Source organism: Agathobaculum hominis (genome assembly GCF_014288055.1).
GTDB classification, from domain to species: domain Bacteria; phylum Bacillota; class Clostridia; order Oscillospirales; family Butyricicoccaceae; genus Agathobaculum; species Agathobaculum hominis.
Genome location: NZ_JACOPK010000001.1, coordinates 104,741 through 119,351 on the forward strand (window position 1 = coordinate 104,741; position 14,611 = coordinate 119,351).

The following is a 14,611-nucleotide window of genomic DNA, read 5'->3' on the forward strand; positions in this document are numbered from 1 at the left end:
GATCTGGCCGCTTGTGCTCGAGCAGGTGCTCGCCATCACGGTCGGTCTTGCCGACACCATCATGGTCTCCTCGTGCGGCGAGGCGGCGGTGTCGGGCGTTTCGCTCGTCGATATGATAAACGTGCTCATTATCAATATTTTCGCCGCGCTCGCGACCGGCGGCGCGGTCGTGGTAGCGCAGCTGCTCGGTGCGCGAGACAATAAGCGCGCCTGCGATGCAGCAAAACAGCTGTATCTGGTCGTAACGGTCATCTCACTGGCGATTTCGGCGCTCATCATGGCGTTCCGTGAGCCGCTGCTGCGGCTGCTGTTCGGCACGATCTCGGACAGCGTCATGCAGAGCGCACTGACCTATCTGACCGTGAGCGTGTTCTCGTATCCCGTGCTCGCCATCTATAACGCAGGCGCGGCGCTGTTCCGCGCACAGGGCAACTCGCGCGTGTCCATGCTCATTGCCGGTCTGATCAACATCGTCAACCTGATCGGCAACTCGATCATGATCTTCGGCTTGAAATGGGGCGTTGCCGGTGCAGCGACCTCGTCCGTTATCTCGCGCGGCACGGCGGCGGTCGTTATCACGATCCTGCTGCTCAATCCTGAGCACACGGTTTCCCTGCGCGGCGGCAGCCGCTTCCGCCCGGACGGCGGACTGATCGGACGCATTTTACAGATCGGCGTGCCGAACGGACTGGAAAACAGCCTGTTTCAGCTTGGCCGCGTGCTCGTTGTGAGCATGATCGCGCTGTTCGGCACGACGCAGATCACCGCGAATGCGCTGGCGAACAATCTGGATGCCGTGGCGGTCATTCCGGGGCAGGCGATGAGCCTTGCCATCATCACGGTCATCGGACAGTGCATTGGCGCGGGAGACGAGGCGCAGTGCAGATTCATGGCGAAAAAGCTGATGAAGATCACCTATGCGGTCACGGCTCTGACCTGTATCACGACCATCGCGCTCACGCCGCTCATCCTCAAGGTGTACAGCGTGTCGCCTGAAGCGCTCGCGCTCGGCTTTATCCTGATCACCATTCATAACGGCTGCGCGATCGTGCTCTGGCCGGCGTCGTTCGCTCTGCCGAACATTCTCCGCGCCGCGAACGATGTTCGATATCCGATGCTGTGCTCTATTGCGTCCATGGTGCTCATCCGCCTTGCAGCCGGCTACCTGCTCGCTGTTCATTTCGGCATGGGCGCGATCGGCATCTGGATCGCCATGGTGGGCGACTGGATGTGCCGCGCGATCTGCTTCGCTGCACGCCTGATCAGCGGAAAATGGCTGAAATACGCTCCGGGCCTGCGCGTGGTGGCAAACCGGAAAATGTAAGCGAAAAAGCATACAGATACAGAAACAGCCGCCCGAAAGGGCGGCTGTTTGAGAATATCAGCACATACGCGCGGCAGCGCGCATAAAATAGAAATTGCGGAGCAATTTCATAAAAACCGGGGGCGTGTACCTCGGTTTTTATACTTCTGGAGGGAGAAAGTTTCCGTATGGGAACTTTCGGACGACTCGTGTTCTGCGAAGTCAGAACACATATTGTCGGAAAAACGAAGTTTTTCGACAATAAAATAACCGCCACCTGAAAGGCAGCGGCGTTTTCCTCAAGCTCTAAACTTGCACGGGGAACGACCACACCGACCAAGTGAAAGCCGTTCTCATATTGGTATTATACTTCGTGGGATGCGGTTTTGTCAAGTAAAAGAAAAAAGCACTTCAAAATGAAGTGCTTTTAAATGGTGGAAGGTGGTGGATTCGAACCACCGAAGTCATAGACGACAGATTTACAGTCTGTTCCCTTTGGCCACTCGGGAAACCTTCCGTATTAAGTTAGCTGAAAAGGTGGAGCTGGTGGACGGACTTGAACCCCCGACCTGCTGATTACAAATCAGCTGCTCTACCAACTGAGCTACACCAGCGTATCGCAGGTTTGTCTGTGCTGCTCACCTCAGCGACTCGTTTATAATATCACATCGGTGAGCATCTGTCAACACTTTTTTTCAGGATTTTTTATTTTCCGGGGAAAAATTTTTTCCGAGCGCCTCGATGGAGTCCGAGACCTGCTGGAGCACGGTCAGAAGGTCGCTCGACAGGGACGGGAAGCGCTCGCTGATCGCGGCGGGGGAGAGCGGGAAACGCTGAAGCTCCTCGGCAGTGATGCCGTAGCCGGCTTCACCGCGCGCGGCGGTGCGGATACGGAGCTCGTGTTCTCGGGCACGCGCGTCGCAAAGATAATCAAAGCAGTCGTGCGGGGCGCGGAATACCGCCTCGATGCTGCCGGGATCGGCAAGATACAGGTAACGGTAGACCTTGTAGATCGCGATGGAGAGATAAGCCTCGATCTCGTGCGGGAGCTGTTCGGAGCCGGTCGCTTCGGCAAGCTCGAGCAGCAGCGCTGCCGCGTTCAGGATCTGGCTCTTTTCCTGTTCGGAGCCGGCGGAAATATCCATGCGCTCGGCAGGGACGGCCGAGCCGTCGCGCGCCATCGAGCGCCCGAGCAGATAATCGCAGGACACGCCGTAGTAGTCCGCTGCGCGCACGACAAAAGAGAGACCCGGCTCGCGAAGTCCGTTCTCGTAGTGGCTGAGAAGCGCCTGGGAAACACCGAGGTCTCCGGCGGCTGTTCTCTGACTTATTTTCTTTTCCCGTCGCAGCAGAGCGAGGGTGCGCGAAAAATCACTGGCCATATCTTTTTTTACCCCTGTGGCAGGCGGTGCTTGCAGACACCTGCCGCTTATTATACTTTTATATTATACCCGCTGTATTACCGTTTGTAAAGTGCAGAAAAAGACGAAAATCTACGGCTTTCGACGCTTCCCCCCATTTCTCATGCGAAAATCCTGTATTTTGTTGCCGGAGCGCCGCGGCGACAACTATATATAGGGTCGGCTCGCTCTGCAAAAATTTCGCCGCGGCGGGGGGATAGGAGTGACAATCTGCGCGGAACGTGGTATACTTTATACTGTACTATTATACAGCCGCCCGCTTATGCCGGACGGCATTCGGACAGAACACGGCGTTTTCGCCGTAAATGGAGGAAAAACAGTTGCTTTTACGAGCTATTCTGCGCGGAGATCTGCGCACGGCATTCATCACGCTCGCGCTTTCGCTGCCTGCGATCGTGCTGTGTCTTTCGGTGCACGAGGCGGCGCACGGCGCGGCGGCCTACCTGCTCGGGGACCGCACGGCGCGCAACGCCGGCCGCGTCACCCTGTCGCCCCTTGCCCATATCGACCCGATGGGCTTTGTGTGCCTGCTGCTGTTCGGCTTCGGCTGGGCGCGGCCCGTTCCGGTCAATATCTCGAACTTCAAAAACCGCCGCTGGGGCATGGCGCTGACCGCGCTCGCAGGTCCGCTCTCGAACTTCGTCACCGCCTTCATCGCCTACTGCCTGTATCTGCTGGTCTGGATGAACAGCAGCAGCGTCTTTATGCAGACGCTCGGGATGTTCCTGTCCATTGTTGGCTCGATGTCGGTCGGTCTCGGCGTGTTCAACCTCATCCCGGTCCATCCGCTCGACGGCTCGCGCGTCGTGGACGCCTTTCTGCCGTTCTCGTGGTCGCTCCGCCTCCAGAGATACCAGAATATCATCCTTCTGGTGTTCATCGCGGCGCTGTGGTTCGGCTGGCTCGATGGCCTTATGAGCCTCGCCGGGAACGCGATGCTGCATCTGGCGGCGCGCTGCGTGGGTCTGTTTATTCCGTAAATGGAAAAGCCGATGGAATTTCATCTGGACAGCTTTGACGGGCCGCTCGACCTGCTGCTGCACCTGATCTCGAAAAACAAGGTCAGCATCTACGACATACCGATCGCGGAGATCCTCGAGCAGTACATGGCGGTGCTGCGCGAGGCGGAGACGATGGACATGGATGTCGCGGGCGACTTCATCGCGATGGCGGCGCAGCTCGTCTACATCAAGAGCCGCATGCTGCTGCCGCAGCGCGAGGAGACGCCCGGGGAGGACGACCCGCGCGCCGAGCTTGTGGATATGCTGCTCGAGTATCAGCGCTTCCGTCAGGCGACGGCGTTCTTCCGCGAAAAGGGCGAGGAGGGCGCGGATATGCTGACGAAGGCGCCCGAACCTCTCGGCGACGCGCCGCGCGAGGTGCACGGCGTGCCGAACGACCTCATCCGCGCCGCGAACCGGCTGCTGCGCCGGGTCTCGCGCCGCATTCCGCCTCCGGCGGCTGCCTTTTCCGGCATCGTCGGGCGCGAGCCGGTGCCGGTCGAGGGGCGCGTCCGCGCCATCCTGCGCCGCTTCCTGCACGCCGTGCGTCTGCCGTTAGCGCGGCTGTTTGACGGCGCACGCAGCCGCTCGGAGATCGTCGCGACCTTTCTTGCGGTGCTCGAGCTTTCCAGAACGCACCGTATCCGCCTGCACGGCGAGGGCGAGGACATCGAACTGACGCTGAATGACGAAAAGGGGAGTGAGACCCGTGACACAACTGGAGAGCACGCTTGAGGCGGTGCTGTTTGCAGCAGGGGACGCGGTCCCGCTCGACCGGCTGTGCGCCGCGCTCGAAACGCCGCGGGAGGACATCCTTGCGGCGGCGGGAGCGCTCGAAACACTCTATGATCTTGAAAACCGTGGCCTGATGCTGCGGCGCATCGGGGACAGGCTCCAGCTTTGCTCGCGTCCGATGTACGCCGAGGCGGCGCGCCGCGTTACCGAGTCGCGCAGAGCGGCGACGCTCTCTCCGGCGGCGCTCGAGGTGCTGACCATCGTTGCCTACCGGCAGCCGGTCACGCGCGCGTTCATCGACCAGCTGCGCGGCGTAGACTCGGGCGGCACGCTCGCGGGCCTTGCGGAAAAGCAGCTCATCGAGGAGGCCGGGCGGCTCGAGGTCCCCGGCAGACCCATCCTCTACCGCACGACCGAGCGGTTTCTGCAGGCGTTCGCGCTCGAGAGTCTGGATGACCTGCCGGCTCTGCCCGCGCTCACGGAGAACGAGCAGCTCGAGTTCGATACCGACCCGGCGCCGCCCGACCCTTCGCCGCTGCTGCGGCCGGAAAAGGAGTAGGCCATGCTACGAGTGCTTATCATACTGCTGTGCGTGCTCGGGGGCGTGGTGCTCCTGCTTGCACTGGCGCTGCTTGCGCTGCTGAACATCCGCGCACGGCTGGAATTTGTCGGCGTGTCGGGCGACATGACGCTCGACGCGGTGTACGGCCCGGTGCGCGTGCCTCTTTGGCCGCGTCCGCGCCATCTTAAACGTAAAAAGAACAGGAAAGCGGACGAAACGGAGCAAAAAGGCGAAGAAGAACCTGCCGGGGGCAGATTCTCCCTCGCGAAGGGCGGCCTGCCGTTCGGGGAGATCGCAGACATCGTGCTGGACTTCCTCGGCGACCTGACGGGCAGCCTTCAGATCACGCGGCTGCGCGTGCGGCTGGTCCTCGCGACGGGCGACGCGGCGAAGACCGGCATCCTGCTCGGACAGACCGCCGCGCTCTGCGGCATTCTCGTGCCGTTTCTGGAAAACACATTCGATCTGCGCGACATTCATGTGCGCGCGGACCCGGATTTCGAAAAAGACAAAACGGAATGGGCGGCGGAGGTGTTCTGCGCCATCCGCCCGATCACCTTCATCAGGATCGCATTCCGGCACAGAAAGCCCCTCCGGCGGCTGTATGAGCTGTTCAAATAAGGAGTGAAGGAATGAACCGGGAAGAGCTGCGGCGGTATATCATGGAGGAATATCATGCGGAAAACGATTTTCCGTGGCTGAGATACCCGGAAAACGAGGTGTTCCGCCACCCGGGGAACCGGAAATGGTTCGCGCTTATTATGGAGGTCACAGGGGACAGGCTTGGACTGCCGGATCAGGAAAAGCACGCGGTCGTCAATCTGAAATGCGATCCGCTGCTCATCGGCTCGCTTCGCGCGGAGCCCGGTTTTTTCCCTGCGTATCATATGAACAAGGCAAACTGGATTACCGCCGCTCTCGACGGCAGTATACCCGACGACAAATTAAAAATGCTGCTGGAGCTGAGCTTCGAGGCGACCGCGCCCGGACGGCGAGGCAGAAAGGCAGACAAGGAACAGGAAAGGTGAGAGACTATGAGTGAGCATCCCATCGGCAATCTGATGACCGAGACCATGGCAAAGATCAAGGAAATGGTGGACGTCAATACCATCATCGGCAGCCCCATCACGGCGGCGGACGGCACGACCGTCATCCCGGTGTCCAGGGTGTCGTTCGGCTTCGGCGCAGGCGGCAGCGATTTCGCGAGCAAGCATGCGCAGGCGGGCGCACCGATGGCGTTCGGCGGCGGCGGCGGCGCGGGCGTGACCGTGTCCCCGGTGTGCTTCCTGATCATCACGAAGGACGGCAGCGCGTCCATCCTCGGCATCAACGCGCAGGCGGACAGCACGGTCGACCGTCTGGTCGAGATGATCCCGGGCGCGATCAACAGGGTATCGAGCTTCGTCGAGGGCTTTTCGGGCAAGAAAAAGGCGCCGGCTGACGAAAGCGCACCCATGGAGGGCGGAGAGGAATAATCCGCCCGCCCCGTGCACAACCTACTTCTATATGGAGTAGGTTTTGTTCTGCAAGGGGAGTGGTGTGCATGAAAAAGCTGTGGCTCGCGCTGTGGGTCTGCGCGGCGCTGCTGCCGCGCGCGGCGGCGCTCAGTGCGGCGGCGGCGGTCACGATGGATGCGGACACGGGGGAGACCCTGTTCGCGGAAAATGCGGACAGCCGTCTGCCGATGGCGTCCACGACAAAGATCATGACCGCGCTCGTCGCGCTCGGCGAGGGCGACCTCGACCGCGTGTACACGGTGAAAAAGCAGTACGCGGCCGTGGAAGGCTCGTCGATGTACCTCGAAGAGGGCGAAAGGCTGACGCTGCGCGACACGCTTTACGGCCTGCTGCTCTCCTCGGGCAACGATGCGGCGGCGGCCGTGGCCGGAGAATGCGGCGGCGAGCGGGCGTTTGTGGACAAGATGAATGCAAAGGCGCGCGAGCTCGGCCTGACGGACACCCGCTTCGAAAACCCGAGCGGACTACCGTCGGACGGCCACTACACGACCGCACGCGAGCTTGCGAAGATCACCGCCGCCGCGCTGCGCGACCCGGTGTTCCGCGACATCGTGTCGACGAAGACCTGCACGGCCGCCGGCCGCACGCTCGTCAACCACAACCGTCTGCTCAGTCTGTACGAGGACGCGATCGGCGTCAAGACCGGATTCACGCGCGCTGCCGGGCGCTGTCTGGTGTCGGCAGCTGAGCGGAACGGCCGGACGGTCATCGCGGTGACGCTGAACGACCCGGACGACTGGAACGACCATATCGCGCTGCTCGATGACGCTTTTTCGCGTTATTCCGAGGTGACGCTGCACGAAAAGGGCGATACGCTCGCGCAGACGCAGGTGTTCGGCGGCGAGACCGACCGCGCGGAGCTTGTCGCGGAGAGCACGGTCACGGCATACCTGCTCCCCGGCGAACAGGACAGGCTGCGCCGCGTGCGCTACGGCGAGAAATTCTGCTACGCGCCGGTGGTGCGCGCTGCGGCGGCGGGAACGGTCGAGTACCGCCTCGGGGATGCTGTCATCGCCTCGGATCGGCTGAAATACGGCGGCGAGGTGCTGCTCGCGCAGGAAAAGCGCGGTCTTCTCGACCGCCTGCGGCAGCGGCTTGCCGGATAACAAGGATAACTGACATAAAGGAGAACATAAATGGAAGAGAGACTTCAGAAATTACTGGCGCAGGCCGGTCTTTGCTCGCGCCGCGAGGCGGAGCGCTGGATCACGGACGGCAGAGTGACCGTGAACGGCCGCACGGCGTCGGTCGGCGACAAGGCGGATCTGCGCCGCGACAAGATCATGGTGGACGGCCGTCCGCTCGGCGGAAGCGAGGAAAAGCGCTACCTCATGCTGTACAAGCCGCGCGGCTATGTCACCACGCTCAAGGATGAGCGCGGCCGCAAAACGGTCGCGGATCTCGTGCGCGGCTGCGGTGCGCGCGTCGTGCCGGTCGGCCGCCTCGACTACAACTCCGAGGGCCTGCTGCTGCTGACCAACGACGGCGATCTGGTCAACGGCCTGACCCATCCGCGTCACGAGGTCGAAAAGCACTATGAGGTCCGCGTGCGCGGCAATATGGACAATATCCCGCGCCTTTCCGAGCCGATGGAGCTCGACGGCTACGCCATCCGGCCGGCCGGCGTGACCGTGCTCGAGCGCGGCGAGGACAGCGCCAAAATCCGCATGACTATCCATGAGGGGCGCAACCGCCAGATCCGCAGGATGTGTGAAAAGGCGGGACTCGAGGTTCGCCGCCTCAAGCGCGTCGCCATCGGCAATATGCCGCTCGACCCGAAGCTCAAGAGCGGCGCGTGGCGCGAGCTGACGCAGGACGAGCTTGCGTACTTACAGGATCTCTGCGCCGGCATCGAGGAATAATTCTGCAATTTTTTCAGGCTGCTCTTGCATTTTGATGCAGGACGGCTTACAATGGTAACAGTAAAATGCAGGAATTGATGCAGGAGAGATGATGGAATGAACGACCTTATCAGCAAGATCCAGACAGAGCTGCCCGGATTTTCCAAGGGGCAGAAGCAGATCGCGCGATATATTTTAGAGCACTACGACAAGGCGGCCTTCATGACGGCGAGCCGTCTGGGCGTAACGGTGGGCGTGAGCGAGTCCACGGTCGTGCGCTTTGCGACCGAGCTGGGCTATGACGGCTACCCCCACCTTCAGCGCGCTCTTCAGGAGATGATCCGCAACAAGCTGACCTCGGTGCAGCGCATGGAGGTCTCGAGCGACCGGCTGGGAGGCCGCGACGTGCTGCGCACCGTGCTGCACGCGGACACCGACATGATCCGACAGACGCTCGACGAGATCGACCGCGACGCCTTTCAGGGCGCTGTCGACGCGCTCACGGGGGCGCACCGCATCTACATACTCGGTGTGCGCTCATCCAGTGCGCTCGCGAACTTCCTCGGCTTTTATTTCAATCTTCTGTTCGATAATGTCACGCTCGTGCACACAAACAGCGTCAGCGAGATCTTCGAGCAGGTGCTGCGCGTCGGCCCGGGCGACGTTCTGTTCGGCATCTCGTTCCCGCGCTACTCCAAGCGCACGCTGAGCGCGATGCAGTACGCGCGCGACCGCGGCGCGAAGGTCATCGCGCTGACCGACAGTCAGCTCTCGCCGCTCGCCCGCGTGGCAGACCATCTGCTGCTCGCGCGCAGCGACATGGCGAGCTTCGTCGACTCGCTCGTGGCGCCGCTCTCGGTCATCAACGCGCTCATCGTTGCCGTCGGCATGAGCCGCCGCGACGAGATCGAGCACACGTTCAACAAGCTCGAGAGCATCTGGGAGAAATACGACGTATACGAAAAGCCGGAGGACGATATAAATTGAACATCATTGTCATCGGCGGCGGCGCGGCCGGACTCATGGCGGCGGGAACCGCCGCGGAGCAGGGCGCGAACGTCACCCTGTTCGAGACCAATGAAAAGGTCGGACGAAAATTATTCATAACCGGCAAGGGACGCTGCAACGTCTGCAACGACTGCGACGCGCAGGAGGTGCTGCGCAATGTGCCGGTCAATCCGCGCTTTCTCTATTCCGCGCTCGGCGCGTTTTCGCCGGCGGATGTGAAGGCGTTTTTTGAGGAAAAGGGCGTCGCGCTCAAGACCGAGCGCGGAAACCGTGTGTTCCCGGTGTCGGACAGGGCTTCCGACATCATCGACGCACTCTTTCTCTGGGTTAAACGCACGGGCGTTTCCATCGTGCACGGAACGGTATCGGACGTTATCATCGAGAACGGCCGCGTGACCGGCGTGCGCGTCGGAAAGAAAACCTATCCTGCGGATCGCGTGATCGTCGCGACCGGCGGCGCGTCCTATCCGCAGACCGGCTCGACCGGCGACGGCTACCGCTTCGCGCGCGAGGCAGGGCATACCGTTGTCCCGGCGAACCCGTCGCTCGTGCCGCTCGTCGAGAGCGGCGAGACCTGCCGCTCGCTCATGGGACTCAGCCTGCGCAACGTGCAGCTGACCGTCTTTGAAAACGAGAAAAAGATCTATACAGACTTCGGCGAGATGCTGTTCACGCATTTCGGCCTTTCCGGTCCGCTCGTGCTGTCGGCGAGCGCACATATGCGCCATTTCGGCAGCAAAAGCTACCGTGTCGAGATCGACCTCAAGCCGGCGCTCGACGAGAAAACGCTCGACCGGCGTCTGCTCGCCGACTTCGACAAGCACAAGAACAGCGACTTCATCAACGCGCTCGGCGAGCTGCTGCCGCGCAAGCTCATCCCGGCGGTCATCGAAAAAAGCGGCATCGATCCGCGCGAAAAGGTGAACACCATCACGAAAAAGCAGCGCGCCTCGCTGCTGCGCGTGCTCAAATGCTTTCCGGTAGAGATCTCGGGCAAGCGGCCGATCGCCGAAGCCATCGTCACCACGGGCGGCGTGTCCGTGCGCGAGGTCAGCCCCAAGACTATGGAGTCGAAAAAATGCAGCGGCCTGTACTTCGCGGGCGAGGTGCTCGACGTCGACGCCTACACCGGCGGCTTTAATCTGCAAATCGCGTGGTCTACCGGCCGTCTGGCCGGTCTGTCCGCCGCACAGGAGGAGGAACAAGCATGAAATACGTTTCTGTTGCGATCGACGGCCCTTCGGGTGCCGGAAAATCCACCGTGGCGCGCGCCGCGGCGGCGCAGCTTGGCTACGTCTATGTCGATACGGGCGCGATGTACCGCACCATCGGTCTCGCGGTCTGCCGCAGGGGCATTCCCGGCGAGGATACCGAGGGCATCAGGTCGGTCCTGCCGGACATCCGCGTCGGCATCACCTATGAAAACGGCGCGCAGCATGTGCTGCTGAACGGCGAGGACGTTTCGAGCGAGATCCGCACGCCGGAGATCGCCTATTATGCCTCCCGCGTGTCTGCCGTACCCGAGGTGCGCGAATTTCTGCTGAACACCCAGCGCGACATGGCGAAAAACGGAAATATCCTGATGGACGGCCGCGACATCGGCACGGTCATCCTGCCCGACGCGCCGGTCAAGATCTTTCTCACCGCATCGGCTGAGTCGCGCGCGGAGCGCCGCTATAAGGAGCTTGCCGAGAAGGGACAGCAGGTCACGATGGAGAGCGTGCTGCACGACATCAACGAGCGCGACCGTCAGGACATGAACCGCGCCATCGCGCCGCTGCGGCAGGCGGAGGACGCCGTGCTGCTCGACACGAGCGCGCTCACCCTCGAGGAGAGCATCGCGTCCGTTCTGCGCATCATTCGTGAAAAAACGGAGGAGAACAAATGAAATTCAAGTATCACCGCTGGTTTCAGTGGCTCGTCGTGCCGTTCGTAGCCCTTGCGTTCCATATTTACTTCGGCTACCGCATCATCGGCCGCGAGAACATCCCCGAGGGCGGCTGTGTCGTCTGCCCGAACCATATCCAGCTGTCCGACCCCCCGTTCGCAGCGGTCGCACTCAGTCACAGGACGCCGCTGCGCCTGATGGCGAAAAAGGAGCTGTTCCAGGGCAATAAGCTGTTCGCATGGCTGATCGCGGCGCTCGGCGCATTCCCGGTCGACCGCGAAGGCGCGGACATCACCGCGATCAAGACCGCGCTTTCGAGCGTGAAGGCCGGCCAGAAGCTCATCATCTTCCCGCAGGGCACGCGCGGCGCGGCCGAGGGCGAGACCAAGAAGGGAGCCGCCATGCTCGCGGTCAAGAGCCGCGCGCCTATCCTGCCCATGTACATCACCGAGGGCAAGGGCTTCCGGTGCCGGGCGACCGTCGTCATCGGCGAGGCGTTCACGCCCGACCCGAAAACGAAGGAGTACGGTGCGCTCGCAGATGACATTCTCCGCCGCATCTACGCGCTGAAGGAGAAGGTATGAGCGTTACGGTAGCGAAAACCGCCGGATTCTGCTTCGGCGTGCGCCGCGCGGTCGATCTGGCCGAGCAGCAGACAAGGCAGGGCGGCGAGATCTACGCCTACGGCGAGATCATCCATAATATGCACGAGATCGCGCGTCTGGAAAAGATGGGCGTGCACACCGCACAGACGCTGGACGGGATCCCGGACGGCGAGCGGGTGCTCATCCGCGCGCACGGCGTGGCGCGGTCGGTCTACGACGCATTCCGGCAGAAAAACTGCGAAATTTATGACGCGACCTGTCCGTTCGTGCAGAAAATACACAGGATCGTCGACCGCGAGAGCAGGGACGGACGCCTCGTCCTCATCCTCGGCAAGGAGGGCCACCCCGAGGTGGAGGGCATACGCGGCTGGTGCAGCGAGAGCGTGGTCATAGACGGAGAACAGGCAGCGCAGACGTTTGCGGACGCACTGGAGCCCGCGTCGCGGCCGGTCTCCCTTGTTGCCCAGACCACGGTAAACCGGGCGATCTGGAATATTTCTGTGTCTATCCTAAAAAAAAGGTGTACAAACCTCAAAATTTTTGATACAATATGTAAAGCGACGGATGAGCGTCAGTCGGAGGCTCGTCTGCTTGCCGGTGCGTCCGATCAAATGATCGTGATCGGCGACAGAAAAAGTTCTAACACGAAACGGCTCTATGAGATCAGCCGTTCGCTGTGCCGCAACGTGCTTTATATCGAGGATGCCGCGGAGCTTACTACGCAGGAGCTTCTCCGGACCGGAAATATTGGCATCACAGCAGGAGCTTCTACACCGGCATGGATAATTAAGGAGGTCAGTAACATGATGAGCGATGAAATCAAGATTGAAAACGGCGAGGACTTTGCAGCAATGCTGGAAGAGTCCTTCAAGACTTTAAATAATGGAGAAAAGGTAACCGGCACCGTTGTAGGCATTTCCAACAACGACGTACAGGTCGATCTGGGCGTTAAGCACACTGCGTATATCCCGCTGAGCGAGCTGTCCGACGATCCGAACTACGATGTCGCAGCTAACATCCACGTTGGCGACGAGATCGAGGCTGTTGTTGTCCGCGTAAACGACGGCGAGGGCACTGTTACCCTGTCCAAGAAGCGCGTAGACCAGCTCAAGGGCTGGGAGACCGTAGAGAAGGCATACGAGGAGCACACCGTTGTTGAGGGCACCATCGTAGAGGAGAACCGCGGCGGTGTCGTTGCAACTGCATACGGCGTTCGCGTATTCATCCCGGCTTCTCAGACCGGCGTTCCGAAGGATCAGCCGATGAGCCCGCTGGTAAAGACCAAGCAGTCCTTCTATATCACCGAGATCAACCGTCAGCGCAAGCGCGTTGTTGGTTCTATCCGTCAGATCCAGCAGGAGGCTCGCAAGGCTGCTGCTGAGCAGATCTGGAACACCATCGAGATCGGCAACGAGTACGACGGTGTTGTCAAGTCCCTGACCTCCTACGGCGCATTTGTAGACATCGGCGGCGTAGACGGCATGGTACACATCTCCGAGCTGTCCTGGGGCCGCATCAAGCACCCGTCCGAGGTCGTTTCCGTTGGCGACAAGGTCAAGGTATTCGTAATCGGTCTGGACAAGGAGAACAAGAAGATCTCCCTCGGCTACAAGCGCGAGGAGGACAATCCGTGGAACGTATTCAAGTCCAAGTACGACATCGGCTCTGTTGCTGAGGTTAAGATCCTCAAGTTCATGCCGTTCGGCGCATTCGCTGAGATCGTACCGGGCGTTGACGGCCTGATCCACATCTCCCAGATCGCGGATCACCGCATCGCTAAGCCGGAAGACGCTCTCGAGGTCGGCCAGGTTGTCGAGGCTAAGATCATCGACATCAACGACGAGAAGAAGAAGGTTTCCCTGTCTATCCGTGCTCTGCTCGAGGACGGCGAGGACTACGAGGACTAATCCTCTCTTCCCAAACCGCAAATGCAAGGAGGCACCTGTACACCTGTACGGGTGCTTCTTTTTTGCTTTGGGAGCGGCGGCATAAAGCTGCGTCTGCCGCATAGGCTCTCCTGAGGAGGGGATAGGATGCGGCGCAGGAGAAAACGTGCAAAACGCTGGGCGGCGCTGCTGCTCGCGCTGCCGCTGGCGGCCGGTATCGTTCTCTTTGCCGCGCATCTTCACCGGATCTTCCTCGAATACGCCATCAACGAGTGCGAGGACAACGCGCTGATGGAGATCGGCAGCCTGATGGAGGACGAGGTATACGCCCATCCCGAGCGCTATGCGTCGCTCGTGCAGCTCGACTACGACAGTGAACGCCATGTCACCGCGCTGCGCACCGATGTCGTCGCCATCGGCCGCATCAAGTCGCGGCTCGTGAACGGTCTGTACGACCGCCTCGACGAGTTCGAGCAGACGGTGATCGAGGTGCCGCTCGGCTCGGTGCTCGCGCCGCGCTTTTTCTCCGGCAGAGGGCCGAGCCTGCATTTCGGGCTGGCCGGGCTGACGCAGATGGAGGCGGAATTCGTCAGCAGCTTTTCCGCCGCCGGCATCAACCAGACGCGCCACTGCATTCTGATCGAGTTCCATGCCGGGTTCCGCATCCTCACGCCCTTCGGCGGCGAGGACCGTGAGATCGTCTCGACCTTTCCGGTCACGGATACGGTCATCGTCGGCACTGTGCCCGAGCGCTATGCCTACATCGGCTCGGCCGGCGAGGGCCTGCTCGGGGAGGTGCGCGACGGCTCGGCGGAATGAAATCCGAAAAATCCGAAAATAAGAC

16 protein-coding genes and 2 tRNA genes are annotated in these 14,611 nt (G+C 61.2%); 15 read left to right on the forward strand and 3 right to left on the reverse strand.

The genetic code is table 11. The features are described from left to right. Positions 1–13 precede the first annotated feature (13 nt). Positions 14–1,324 (forward strand): MATE family efflux transporter, encoded by a 1,311-nt coding sequence (locus H8S02_RS00460; RefSeq protein WP_407926383.1) that lies wholly within the window; start codon positions 14–16, stop codon positions 1,322–1,324. 411 nt (positions 1,325–1,735) lie between these two features. Here the strand turns inward: H8S02_RS00460 and H8S02_RS00465 are convergent. The 3 genes from H8S02_RS00465 to H8S02_RS00475 all read right to left on the reverse strand — a co-directional run bounded on the left by H8S02_RS00465 (position 1,736) and on the right by H8S02_RS00475 (position 2,685). Then, positions 1,736–1,820 (reverse strand) — tRNA-Tyr (locus H8S02_RS00465). A 21-nt stretch (positions 1,821–1,841) separates the two neighbouring features. Beyond that, a tRNA-Thr gene (locus tag H8S02_RS00470) sits at positions 1,842–1,917 on the reverse strand. Between the two features lie 81 nt (positions 1,918–1,998). Further along, positions 1,999–2,685, reverse strand: a complete 687-nt coding sequence (locus H8S02_RS00475) for a helix-turn-helix domain-containing protein (RefSeq protein WP_186968752.1) — start codon at positions 2,683–2,685, stop codon at positions 1,999–2,001. Between the two features lie 344 nt (positions 2,686–3,029). Between H8S02_RS00475 and H8S02_RS00480 the strand changes: the two genes are divergently transcribed. From H8S02_RS00480 to H8S02_RS00545, 14 genes are all read left to right on the forward strand, one after another. After that, positions 3,030–3,704, forward strand: a complete 675-nt coding sequence (locus tag H8S02_RS00480; RefSeq protein WP_186968753.1) for a site-2 protease family protein — start codon at positions 3,030–3,032, stop codon at positions 3,702–3,704. A 12-nt stretch (positions 3,705–3,716) separates the two neighbouring features. Continuing rightward, entirely contained in the window at positions 3,717–4,460 is a 744-nt protein-coding gene (locus H8S02_RS00485; protein ID WP_207722034.1) for a segregation and condensation protein A, read from the forward strand. Then, positions 4,435–5,019, forward strand: a complete 585-nt coding sequence (gene scpB / locus H8S02_RS00490) for an SMC-Scp complex subunit ScpB (RefSeq protein ID WP_253095420.1) — start codon at positions 4,435–4,437, stop codon at positions 5,017–5,019. The genes H8S02_RS00485 and scpB overlap by 26 nt, the downstream gene beginning before the upstream one ends. A 3-nt stretch (positions 5,020–5,022) precedes the next feature. Next, positions 5,023–5,643 carry a DUF2953 domain-containing protein gene (locus H8S02_RS00495; RefSeq protein ID WP_186968756.1) on the forward strand — a complete coding sequence of 207 codons (621 nt, stop codon included), beginning with the start codon at positions 5,023–5,025 and terminating at the stop codon, positions 5,641–5,643. An 11-nt stretch (positions 5,644–5,654) separates the two neighbouring features. Then, entirely contained in the window at positions 5,655–6,050 is a 396-nt protein-coding gene (locus H8S02_RS00500; protein WP_186968757.1) for an MmcQ/YjbR family DNA-binding protein, read from the forward strand. 6 nt (positions 6,051–6,056) lie between these two features. Further along, on the forward strand, positions 6,057–6,497 hold the full coding sequence (gene ytfJ / locus H8S02_RS00505) for a GerW family sporulation protein (protein ID WP_118685417.1): 441 nt from the start codon (positions 6,057–6,059) through the stop codon (positions 6,495–6,497). 68 nt (positions 6,498–6,565) lie between these two features. Beyond that, positions 6,566–7,645: a D-alanyl-D-alanine carboxypeptidase family protein gene (locus H8S02_RS00510; RefSeq protein WP_186968758.1), complete on the forward strand. Its 1,080-nt coding sequence runs from the start codon at positions 6,566–6,568 to the stop codon at positions 7,643–7,645. 30 nt (positions 7,646–7,675) lie between these two features. After that, positions 7,676–8,401 carry a pseudouridine synthase gene (locus H8S02_RS00515; protein WP_186968759.1) on the forward strand — a complete coding sequence of 242 codons (726 nt, stop codon included), beginning with the start codon at positions 7,676–7,678 and terminating at the stop codon, positions 8,399–8,401. Between the two features lie 96 nt (positions 8,402–8,497). Continuing rightward, positions 8,498–9,367, forward strand: a complete 870-nt coding sequence (locus H8S02_RS00520; protein ID WP_186968760.1) for a MurR/RpiR family transcriptional regulator — start codon at positions 8,498–8,500, stop codon at positions 9,365–9,367. Next, the gene (locus H8S02_RS00525; RefSeq protein WP_186968761.1) at positions 9,364–10,599 is read left to right on the forward strand and encodes a BaiN/RdsA family NAD(P)/FAD-dependent oxidoreductase; all 1,236 of its coding nucleotides are present in this window, start codon (positions 9,364–9,366) and stop codon (positions 10,597–10,599) included. The genes H8S02_RS00520 and H8S02_RS00525 overlap by 4 nt, the downstream gene beginning before the upstream one ends. Then, entirely contained in the window at positions 10,596–11,276 is a 681-nt protein-coding gene (gene cmk / locus H8S02_RS00530; RefSeq protein WP_186968762.1) for a (d)CMP kinase, read from the forward strand. Before H8S02_RS00525 ends, cmk begins: the two co-directional genes overlap by 4 nt. Further along, positions 11,273–11,860: a lysophospholipid acyltransferase family protein gene (locus tag H8S02_RS00535; protein WP_118723324.1), complete on the forward strand. Its 588-nt coding sequence runs from the start codon at positions 11,273–11,275 to the stop codon at positions 11,858–11,860. Before cmk ends, H8S02_RS00535 begins: the two co-directional genes overlap by 4 nt. Beyond that, a complete protein-coding gene (locus H8S02_RS00540) occupies positions 11,857–13,788 on the forward strand; it encodes a bifunctional 4-hydroxy-3-methylbut-2-enyl diphosphate reductase/30S ribosomal protein S1 (RefSeq protein ID WP_186968763.1) in 1,932 nt (643 codons plus the stop codon). The genes H8S02_RS00535 and H8S02_RS00540 overlap by 4 nt, the downstream gene beginning before the upstream one ends. Positions 13,789–13,914: 126 nt before the next feature. Next, positions 13,915–14,586, forward strand: a complete 672-nt coding sequence (locus H8S02_RS00545; protein WP_186968764.1) for a sporulation protein YunB — start codon at positions 13,915–13,917, stop codon at positions 14,584–14,586. Positions 14,587–14,611 lie beyond the last annotated feature (25 nt).